Origin of the sequence: Streptomyces sp. NPDC007205 (assembly GCF_040634095.1) — a bacterium.
Classification (GTDB): Bacteria; Actinomycetota; Actinomycetes; order Streptomycetales; family Streptomycetaceae; genus Streptomyces.
In genome coordinates this window covers 101288-111407 of record NZ_JBEYEW010000024.1, presented here as the reverse complement: position 1 = coordinate 111407, position 10120 = coordinate 101288, and the positions used below count along the sequence as shown (strand labels likewise).

9 protein-coding genes are annotated in these 10120 nt (G+C 72.4%); 2 read left to right on the top strand and 7 right to left on the bottom strand.

Annotated features, from left to right (window positions below; all coding sequences use genetic code 11):
* Nucleotides 1-104 precede the first annotated feature (104 nt).
* Nucleotides 105-1259 carry a 4-hydroxyphenylpyruvate dioxygenase gene (gene hppD, locus ABZ624_RS30675; RefSeq protein ID WP_360096058.1) on the bottom strand — a complete coding sequence of 385 codons (1155 nt, stop codon included), beginning with the start codon at nt 1257-1259 and terminating at the stop codon, nt 105-107.
* 122 nt (nt 1260-1381) lie between these two features.
* On the opposite strand from hppD, the gene ABZ624_RS30670 reads away from it, so the two are divergent.
* The gene (locus tag ABZ624_RS30670; RefSeq protein ID WP_360096079.1) at nt 1382-1867 is read left to right on the top strand and encodes an Lrp/AsnC family transcriptional regulator; all 486 of its coding nucleotides are present in this window, start codon (nt 1382-1384) and stop codon (nt 1865-1867) included.
* Nucleotides 1868-2000: 133 nt separating this feature from the next.
* On the opposite strand, the gene ABZ624_RS30665 is transcribed toward ABZ624_RS30670, so the two are convergent.
* From ABZ624_RS30665 to ABZ624_RS30655, 3 genes are read right to left on the bottom strand one after another with little or no spacing between them, the layout of a single operon-like run.
* Entirely contained in the window at nt 2001-2789 is a 789-nt protein-coding gene (locus ABZ624_RS30665; RefSeq protein WP_360096055.1) for a S16 family serine protease, read from the bottom strand.
* A gap of 33 nt (nt 2790-2822) precedes the next feature.
* Nucleotides 2823-3932 (bottom strand): o-succinylbenzoate synthase, encoded by a 1110-nt coding sequence (menC, locus tag ABZ624_RS30660; protein WP_360096052.1) that lies wholly within the window; start codon nt 3930-3932, stop codon nt 2823-2825.
* Nucleotides 3929-4684, bottom strand: coding sequence for a chorismate synthase (locus ABZ624_RS30655; protein WP_360096049.1), 756 nt, complete (start codon nt 4682-4684; stop codon nt 3929-3931). Before ABZ624_RS30655 ends, menC begins: the two co-directional genes overlap by 4 nt.
* Nucleotides 4685-4784: 100 nt before the next feature.
* Between ABZ624_RS30655 and ABZ624_RS30650 the strand changes: the two genes are divergently transcribed.
* Complete coding sequence (locus ABZ624_RS30650; protein WP_360096046.1) at nt 4785-6347, top strand: helix-turn-helix domain-containing protein; 1563 nt, start codon at nt 4785-4787, stop codon at nt 6345-6347.
* On the opposite strand, the gene dapE is transcribed toward ABZ624_RS30650, so the two are convergent.
* From dapE to ABZ624_RS30635, 3 genes are all read right to left on the bottom strand, one after another.
* Nucleotides 6328-7383 carry a succinyl-diaminopimelate desuccinylase gene (dapE, locus tag ABZ624_RS30645; protein WP_360096043.1) on the bottom strand — a complete coding sequence of 352 codons (1056 nt, stop codon included), beginning with the start codon at nt 7381-7383 and terminating at the stop codon, nt 6328-6330. The two genes, ABZ624_RS30650 and dapE, sit on opposite strands and share 20 nt — an antisense overlap.
* Nucleotides 7380-8822, bottom strand: a complete 1443-nt coding sequence (locus ABZ624_RS30640; protein ID WP_360096076.1) for an amino acid permease — start codon at nt 8820-8822, stop codon at nt 7380-7382. Before ABZ624_RS30640 ends, dapE begins: the two co-directional genes overlap by 4 nt.
* A gap of 378 nt (nt 8823-9200) precedes the next feature.
* Nucleotides 9201-9842 carry a helix-turn-helix domain-containing protein gene (locus tag ABZ624_RS30635; protein ID WP_360096040.1) on the bottom strand — a complete coding sequence of 214 codons (642 nt, stop codon included), beginning with the start codon at nt 9840-9842 and terminating at the stop codon, nt 9201-9203.
* Between the last annotated feature and the right edge of the window lie 278 nt (nt 9843-10120).

Here is a 10120-nt window from a genome sequence, read left to right as displayed (position 1 = left end):
GTGCGGTGAAGATTCGACACCTCCACCACACACGGGGGCCTTCGCCACGATCAAGACCGGCCCACGTTAACAACGCTCGTGATCAATACACCTAGGCACTGCCGTTACAGGTTGCCCCGCTTGGCCTGCTCGCGTTCGATCGCCTCGAACAGGGCCTTGAAGTTGCCCTTGCCGAAGCCCATCGAGCCGTGCCGCTCGATGATCTCGAAGAACACGGTCGGCCGGTCCTGGACCGGCTTGGTGAAGATCTGCAGCAGATACCCGTCCTCGTCGCGGTCGGCGAGGATCTTCAGCTCGCGCAGCGTCTCGATGGGCACCCGGGTGTCGCCGACCCACTCGCCGAGAGTGTCGTAGTAGGAGTCGGGAGTGTCGAGGAACTCGACCCCGGCCGCGCGCATGGTGCGGACCGTCTGCACGATGTCGTTGGTGTTCAGCGCGATGTGCTGGACACCGGCGCCGCCGTAGAACTCCAGGTACTCGTCGATCTGCGACTTCTTCTTGGCGATCGCGGGCTCGTTGATCGGGAACTTCACCTTGAGGGTGCCGTCCGCGACGACCTTCGACATCAGCGCGCTGTACTCGGTGGCGATGTCGTCGCCCACGAACTCCTTCATGTTCGTGAAGCCCATGACCTTGTTGTAGAACCCGACCCACTCGTTCATCCGGCCGAGTTCGACGTTGCCGACGCAGTGGTCGATGGCCTGGAAGGTGCGCTGGGCGGGCGGTTGGACCATCGGCTCGGCAGCGACGTAACCGGGCAGGTAGGGGCCGTCGTAGCCGCTGCGGTCGACCAGGGTGTGGCGGGTCTCGCCGTAGGTGGCGATGGCGGCGAGGACGACGGTGCCGTGCTCGTCCTTCACCTCGTACGGCTCGGCGACGCTCTTCGCGCCGTGCTCGATGGCGTAGGCGTACGCGGCGCGGGCGTCCGGGACCTCGATGGCCAGGTCGACGACACCGTCGCCGTGCTCGGCCACGTGCCGGGCGAGGAAGCGGCCCCAGTCGGTGCTCGGCTTGACCACCGAGGTGAGCACGAAGCGGGCGGAGCCGTTCTCCAGGACGTAACTGGCGGTCTCGCGGCTGCCGTTCTCCGGTCCGCAGTACGCGACCAGCTTCATGCCGAAGGCGGTGGAGTAGTAGTGCGCGGCCTGCTTGGCGTTGCCCACGGCGAAGACGACCGCGTCCATTCCCTTGACCGGGAAGGGGTCGGCCTGCCGTGCGGTGTCGGGAGTGAGGTGTGTGTTCGCAGAAATCGCTGCCATGCGGGAAGGGTGGCCCTGCTCTGCAAGCTGCGCAATAGTTGGCGTATTCGCTGTGCAATCTGCTCAGCACTACGGCCGCCTCGGCGGGCTTTCTGTGCAGTATGACTATTCCTGGGGGTGCCGTGGCGATCGATCATCTGGACGGGCGCATCATCGTGCTGCTGGCCCAGGAGCCGCGCATCGGTGTGCTGGAGATGTCCCGGCGGCTCGGGGTCGCGCGCGGGACCGTGCAGGCCCGCCTGGACCGGCTCCAGTCGAACGGCGTGATCCGCGGATTCGGCCCGCAGGTGGACCCGGCGGCCCTCGGCTACCCGGTCACCGCGTTCGCCACGCTGCAGATCCGGCAGGGCCAGGGCGCCGATGTCCGGGCCCACCTGGCGACCGTGCCGGAGGTGCTGGAGCTGCTGACGACCACCGGCAGCGGGGACATGCTCTGCCGGCTGGTGGCCCGCTCGAACGCCGATCTGCAACGGGTGATCGACCGGGTCGTCGGCTTCGACGGCATCGTCCGCGCCTCCACCACGATCGTCATGGAGAACCCCGTTCCGCTGCGGATCATCCCGCTGGTGGAACAGGCGGCCCTGGACGCCGCCGAGAGGGGTTCGTGAGACGCAGGGATCCGGCCCGCCGGCGGCGAGCAGGTGCCCGCGCGACGAAACCGAGCGAGCCGAGCGTGAAGGAGTGCGGGGCAGGCGTCGCGAGGCAGGCGTCGCGGGGCAGGCAGGATTCTGACGACAGGGCCTAGCAGGTCGGGACCGAGTCCTTGCCCTTCTCCAGGGCCACCAGGGAGTTCACCGCGCCCTTCAGCGTGGTGACCGGGACCAGCCTGAGACCCTCGGGCAGTTCCCCCTTGGCGTCGGCGCATTCGTCCTTCGGCACCAGGAAGACGGTCGCCCCGTCCCGCCGGGCGGCCTGCAGCTTCAGGGCCACCCCGCCGACCGCGCCGACCTTGCCGGCGGCGTCGATCGTGCCCGTACCGGCGATGGTGCGGCCGCCCGTGAGGTCGCCGCCGCTGCCGTCGCCGTCCAGCTTGTCGATGATCCCCAGCGTGAACAGCAGGCCCGCGCTGGGCCCGCCCACGCCGGCGAGCTTCAACGAGATCTTGACCTTGTCGGAGCTCAGCCCGAGGTACTTCAGCGCCGCCTGGGTCGCGGCGTCCTGGGACTGCCGCATCTGCGCCACGTTGTGCTTCTCGATCTCCTTGACCGTGTCCCCGCTGTAGACGGCGTCGTGCGGCATCACGGCCCGGTCGGTGCGGAACCAGTTGCCGACCACTTCGCCGAGGGTGACCTTGGTGTCCGGGCCGGTCGCCACGATCGTGACCATCCGCAGCTGCCCGCTGCTCCTGCGGACCGGCGCGCCGGAGACGGTGATCACCTCGGCGCCCTTGCTCGAACCGAGCACGTTCGCCGTCGGACCGGGCTGCGCCACCGAGAACGGCAGCGGCGCGAACACCGCCGTGGCCAGCAGGGCCACGAGGGGCAGCGCGCAGACGGCTACGGCCTGGGGACGCGTGAGACGAGAGAACACAGGATCAATCTAACGCGACCACCGGCTGTGTCCTCATGCCGCGTACAGGTCCCGTCGCTGCACGGTGAACCGGCGCAGGGCGTCCGGCAGGGGCGCGGTGCCGATACCGGGGGTGGCCGGGACCGGGAGGTGGCCGTCCTCCAGGACGAACGGCTCGGTGATGTCCTCGGCGAAGTACCGGGAGGAGGCGGAGGTGTCCCCGGGGAGGGTGAAGCCCGGCAGGGCGGCCAGGGCCAGGTTCGGGGCCCGGCCGATGCCCGTCTCCAGCATGCCGCCGCACCACACCGGGACCCCGTGCGCGTGCGCCACGTCGTGGACCCGGCGGGCCTCCAGGTAGCCGCCGACCCGGGCGGGCTTGACGTTCACCACCCGGCAGGCGTCCAGCGCGATCGCCGAGGCGGTGTCGCGCGCGCCGTGCAGGGACTCGTCCAGGCAGACCGGCGTCCGCAGGCGCTGCTGCAGCCGGGCGTGGGCGTGCAGGTTGTTCTCCTCCAGCGGCTCCTCGATCAGCAGCAGCCCGAACTCGTCCAGCCGCCGCAGATGCTCGGCGTCCGCGAGGGTGTACGCCGTGTTCGCGTCGACCTGCAGGGGGAGGGCCTCGCCGAAGCGGCCGCGGACCGCACGGACCGGCTCCACGTCCCAGCCGGGCTCTATCTTCAGCTTGATGCGGACGTACCCCTCGGCGAGGTAGCGCTCGACGTCGTCCAGCAGCTCCGGGACCGAGTTCTTGATGCCGACCGACACCCCGGCGGGCACCCGGTCCCGTACCGCGCCGAGGTAGGTGGCGAGCGGCATGCCGTACGACCGCAGCTCGGCGTCCAGGAGCGCCGTCTCCAGGGCGGCCTTCGCCAGCTCGTGGCCCTTGATCTTCGCCAGGGCGGGAGCGAGCGCGGCCGTGGTGAGGTGCGGGAGGGCGGCCACGCGCGGGATCAGGAAGTCGCGCAGCACGATCTCGGCGCCGGCGACGAACTCCGGGCAGTACAGCGGTTCGGGGTCGGCGGCGAACTCGGACCAGCCCTCGGCGGTGTCCGTGACGGCCCGCAGGAGGAAGGTGTCCTTCGCCGTCATCGTCCCGAAGGACGTACGGAAGGGCGTGACCAGCGGGATCGCCACGTGCACGATCTCGACGCGTTCCAGCTTCATGCGCCCGCCCCTTCCCGGGTGAGGGTGTACCAGCCGTCACGGGACATGCCGGTGGCCCGGAACCCCTCCGTGAAGGCGTCCAGGAACACGTCACGCACCGCGTGCCGCCAGCGCAGCGCCAGCGCCGGGTCGGCGGCGCGCAGTTTCACGATGTCCTCCGGCACCCGGCACCAGACGTACCGGCCGGCGGGGTCGCGGCGGGCGAGGGGGTCGCCGTCGGGGGCCCGCCGGATGACGGGACCGTGGGCCGTCACCTCGTACGAGGCACTGGGCACCGTCAGGTCCCAGGTCACCGTCAGCCGGTCGCTCTCGTCGCCGTCGTTCACGCCGTCGCTCATGGGGCCGTAGAAGTCGACCAGGTACTCGGTGCCGACGGCGCCCAGCTTGACCAGGTTGAAGCGGGCGTTGCGGCCGACCAGCGGGTCGAAGGTCCAGCGCATGGTGCGGGCGCCGAGCCCGGCCGCCCAGTCGCGCTGGGCCAGCTTGACGGCGTGCCCGAGCCCCCGGTCGGCGGCGGCCACCAGTGAGTACGTGCTGTGCTCGGGGCCGAGGACGGCGACGGACGCCCCGGCGAGCCGCTGCCCGTCGTAGGCGGCGTGGACGGCGCCGCCGGCGTGCACCAGGCTGTGCAGGACCTCGGCCGGATAGGGCGGGGCGGCCCGGGGTGTCTGCCAGACGTCGCTGAAGTAACCGGCCACGGCCGCGAGGCGGGCGACGTCGTGGACGGTACGGATGGTGAGTCCTGCTGTCATGGCACGAGTCTCGAAGGAGCCGGCTGCGCATGTGTTGTGCGAGCGGCCAAGGGATGCGTACGTTCGTTTCACCATCCGCCAACAGCCTGCTGGGACCCTCATGGACGTCTGCACCCTCGGCGATCTCCTGGACGTCGTCGGCGGCCCCGCCCTGCGCCTGCACACCGCGCCCGCCGGTCGGGCCGTACCGGTCACCGAGGCGGTGCTCTACGACGGCCGCACCCCGCTCCCCCGGCTGCCCGGCGCGCTGCTGCTGGCGGTCGGCGTGCCGGCGGACCGGGCGGGGCCGCTGCTGCGGGCGGCGGCGGAGGCCGGGCTGACCGGCGTGGTGGTGCGCGGCGCGCACGGGCCGGTCGCGGAGGCCGAGGCGCACGGCGTGGCGCTGCTGTCCGTCGCCGAGGACGCCGCCTGGCATCACGTGCATCTGCTGCTGGCCTCGGCCATCGCCGCCCGGCCCACCGCCGTCGCCCCGGACAGCGGGCTCGGCGACCTGTTCGCGCTGGCCGACGCGATCGCGACGGCGACCGGCGGGGCCACCGCCGTCGAGGACCCCAGGCAGCGGATCCTCGCCTACTCCACTGTCCCCGGCCAGCCGATCGACGAGGACCGCCGGCAGGGCATCCTCGGCCGTCAGGTGCCGACGACCGGCACGGAGAACACCGAGCAGTACCGCCGGCTGTTCGCCGCCGACCGCCCCCTGCGGCTGCCCGCGCTGACCGACGGCGACCTGCCCCGGCTGGCGGTGCCGGTGCGGGCCGGCGGGGAGACGCTCGGCTCGGTGTGGGTGGTCGACGGCGGCGCTCTCGCCCCGGACGCCGAGGAGACCCTCACCCAGGGCGCCTCGACGGCCGCCCTGCTCCTGCTGCGGGCGCGCGCGGCCCGGGAGCTGGCCCGGCACCGGGGCGGCGAGCTGCTGCGCCGGCTGCTGGACGGTACGGCGGCGGACGCGACGACGGCCGCCGAACGGCTGGGCGTCGCCGGCCCGGCCAGGGTGGCGGCCTTCGTCCTGGCGCTGGACTCCGCCGGGAGCGTCCCGGACACCGAGCGCACGGCGTCCCGCCTGCTGGACGTCGTACGGCTGCAGTGCGAGGCGCGCTACGGGCGGCACGCGGGTGTGCTGGTGGACGGGGTCGTCTACGCGGTGCTGCCCGGTCCCGGCGAGCGGCACAAGCGGCTCGCCGAGGACATCGTGGCGCGGGCCGGGCAGGCGCTGCGGGTGCCGGTGCGGGCGGCGCTCGGCGAGGTCGCAGCGGACGCGGAGGGGCTCGCCCACTCGCGGGCGGACGCGGATCTGGTGCTGCGGGTGCTGGACGCACAGCTGCCGGTGGCCACGGTGGACGAGGTACGGGCCCGGGTGACGCTGCTGCGGCTGGCCGAAGTGATGGCCGGGCGGCGCGAGTTGAGCGCGGGCGCGTGGCGGCGGGTACTGGCGTACGACGCCGGGCACGGCACCGAGTACGCGCGCACGCTGGTGTGCTGGTTCGACGCGGGCTGCGACATGGCGGGCGCGGCGAAGCTCCTCGCCGTGCACCCCAACACCTGCCGCTACCGCCTCAGACAGCTCCAGCAGCACGCCGGGGTCGATCTGGACGACCCCGACGAACGGCTGGTGCTGTGGCTGCAGTTGCGGGCGCTGGCCGGGCTCAGCTCAGCCACGCCCTGAGCCGGTCCTCGCAGGTGTGCAGGTGCTCGACGGGGACGTACTCCCCCGGCGTGTGGGCGAGGGACGGGTCCCCGGGGCCGTAGTTGAGCGCGGGCACGCCCAGCGCGGCGAACCGGGCGACGTCCGTCCAGCCGAGCTTGGGCCTCGGCTCGGCACCGAGCGCGGCGACGAGAGCGCCGACCCGGTCCAGATGCGGCAGGGCGCCCGCGACGACCTCGGTGACCTGCACCTCGTACTCCGGGAAGAGCGAGCGCACGTGCGCCTCGGCCTCCTCCGGCGAACGGCTGGGTGCAAAACGGCAGTTGACGGTGACGACACACGCGTCGGGTACGACGTTCCCGGCGACCCCGGCCCGTACGGCGACGGCGCCGAGCCCCTCCCGGTACTCCAGCCCATCGATCACGATCCGCTGCGGCCGGTGCGCATCGAGGCGCCGGAGGACCTCGCCGGCCTTGTGCGCGGCATTGACGCCCCGCCAGGCGCGGGCGGTGTGGGCGCGGGCACCCTTGACCACGATGTCGGCGGTGAGGATCCCCTGACAGCCGGCCTCGACGCCCGCGTCGGAGGGCTCCATGAGGATCGCCAGGCCGGCGTCGGCGAGCAGCTCCGGCCGCTCGGCACCGATGCGGGCGAGCCCGTTGCGCTCGCCTTCGACCTCCTCGCACTCGTAGAAGACGAAGGTGAGATCGCGGACGGGGGCGGGAAGGGTGGCGGCCAGCCGCAGGGCGACCGCCACCCCGCCCTTCATGTCGCAGGCACCGAGCCCGTGCACACGGCCGTCCGCGAGCCGGGAGGGCAGGTTCCCGGCGGCCGGGACGGTGTCCAGGTGCCCGGCGATCACGGCGCGTTCGGGGCGGCCGAGGCCGGTGCGGGCGACGACGGAGTTGCCGACCCGGTCGACGGTGAGGTGGGGCAGGCCGCGCAGGGCGGCGTGGACGGCGTCGGCGATGACGGCCTCCCGTCCGCTCTCGGAGGGCAGGTCGACGAGGGCACGGGTGAGGGTGACGACGTCGGCGGTGAGGTCGAGCGTGCTCATCCGAGGTCCTGGGGCTGGTTCAGCCGGGAGTGGCGGATGCCGTAGAGGCCGTAGACGACGAGCCCGGCCGCCATCCACGCCCCGAAGGCGATCCAGGTGTCGGCGCCCAGGCTGCCCAGCATGTAGACACAGAAGCCGACCCCCAGGAGCGGGGTGACCGGGGAGAACGGCACCCGGAAGGAGCGCGGGAGGTCGGGGCTGCGCCGGCGCAGCAGCACCACCGCCAGGTTGACCAGCATGAACGCGAAGAGGGTGCCGATGCTGGTGGCGTCGGCGAGGCTGCCGAGCGGGACGAGGGCGGCGAGGACGGCGATGAACCCCGAGACGATCACGGTGTTGGCGCGGGGCACTCCGGTACGGGGGTGCACCTTGGCGAACAAGGGCGGCAGCAGCCCGTCCCGGGCCATGGCGAACAGAATGCGGATCTGCCCGTACTGCACGGTGAGCACCACACTGGTGGTGGCGACGACCGCGCCGACGGACAGCAGGACCGGCCACAGGTTCCCGCCGCCGACGGCCCGCACGAGCACCTCGCTGAGCGTGGCCTCGGTCCCGGCGAACTGCTTCCACGGCATGGCGCCGAGCGCGGCGACCGCGACGAGGACGTACAGGACGGTGACCAGGGCGAGGGACAGGATGATGGCCCGCGGCAGGTCCTTCTGCGGGTTGCGTGCCTCCTCACCTGCGGTGGAGGCGGCGTCGAAGCCGATGTAGGAGAAGAAGAGCGAGGCCGCTCCGGCGCTCATGCCGGCGGCACCGAGCGGGAAGAGGGGGTGGAAGTTCCCGGCGCGGAAGGCGGTGAAGGCGACGGCGCAGAACAGCACGAGGGCCGCGATCTTGATCCCGACCATGACGGTGTTGGCGACGGCGCTCTCCTTGGCGCCGCGCAGCAGGACGACCATGGCGAGTACGACGATGAGGGCGGCGGGGATGTTGAGGGTGCCACCGGCTCCGGGCGGCGCACTGAGCGAGTCGGGGAGGGAGACGCCGAAGGTGAGCTCCAGCAGCTCGTTGACGTACTGGCCCCATCCCACGGCGACGGCCGCCACGGAGACCCCGTACTCCAGGATCAGACACCATCCGCACACCCAGGCGACCAGCTCGCCGAGGGTGGCGTAGGCGTAGCTGTAGGAGGACCCCGAGCCGGGGATCATGCCGGCCAGCTCGGCGTACGACAGCGCGGAGAACAGGGCGGTGACGCCGGCGACGACGAAGGAGACGACGATGGCGGGTCCGGCCTCGGGGACGGCCTGGCCCAGCACCACGAAGATCCCCGTGCCGAGGGTGGCTCCCACGCTGAGCAACGTCAGCTGAGCCACGCCCATGGTCCGCCTGAGCGGGCTGCCGGCGGCATCGCCGAGGAGGCGTTGCACCGGCCGGCGCCGGGTGAGGCTGTGTGTGCTCGTTCTTGGTGCTGTGGCCTCCGGCCGGGTGTCCACTGTGTCCACCGCGCTGTTCCCTCCGCCTCGGGGCTGTATGGGCCTCGATGATGCGGAGGGGGACGGGGTGGTGGGGTGTGCCGATCGACCAAAGGTCCGGGGTGTCGATTGGCCGGATGGGCAAAGGGGTGGCGAGAGTCTTGTGCCGGTGGCGGTCGGGGTGGGCCGACACCGCCGCCGCTGCGGACAGTCGTGCCTCCCCCAGTGCCTCAAGGGCCTGGCAGGTACCCCCAGGGCGGCACGGGTGGGCGCAGCGGCACACCGCGAGCGCGGGCAAGCGAAACCCACCCCCGGCCGGCACCAGCACAGGCCAGCTGATCGGCGCAGGGCAGCTGATCGGCGCAGGGCAACCGGACGTGCCGCTCAGCGCATCCGGCGTCAGCGCAACGCCTCGGCGACTTCCCGCGCCGCTTCCACCACCCTGGGCCCCACCCGCTCCGGCACGGAGTCCGCCAGCATCACGACGCCCACACTGCCCTCGACCCCCGTGACCCCGACCAGCGGCGCCGCAGCCCCGCTCGCCCCGGCCTCCAGCTCACCATGGGTGAGGGTGTACCCGGGATCCACGGACGGCGACTGCCGAGCCGACAGGATCGCCCTGCCCGCCGCCCCCCGGTCCAGCGGATGCCGGAACCCGGCCCGGTACGCCACGTGATAGTCGGTCCACGTCGGTTCGACCACGGCGACGGCCAGCGCCTCCGTCCCGTCCACCAGGGTCAGGTGCGCCGTCGCACCTATGTCCTCCGCCAGCGCCCGCAGCGCGGGCAGCGCGGCCTCCCGCACCAGCGGATGCACCTGCCGGCCGAGCCGCAGCACCCCGAGGCCCACCCGGGCCCGACCGCCCAAGTCACGCCGTACCAGCGCGTGTTGTTCCAGCGTGGCGAGCAACCGGTACACCACGGTACGGTTCACGCCCAGTTTCGTGGACAGCTCGGTGACGGTCAGCCCGTGGTCGGTGTCGGCCAGCAGCTTGAGGACGCGCAGTCCCCGGTCGAGCGTCTGGGAGGTCTCCGCGGTCACGACGCCCACTCCTTTGGTGGTGAGGCCGGCGGCCCCCTGGGCGGCGGATGCGTCACCGAGTCCCGTCGGCGACGCGCCTCAGAGGCCGCCGATCGGCAGAACGGCCCGGCGGCTCCGGGTCATGTCGCTTCACGGCTGCGCTCCGCGGCGGCGCTGCCACGGGGCGTGTGCGTAGCGGGACAGTAGCGAAGCAGGTTCGCTCAGCGGAAGTCTCAGTCCACAATCCGGTCAAGCCCAGATCCGGCCTGCTGCCATTCGTCCGGAATCGCACAGGCCCC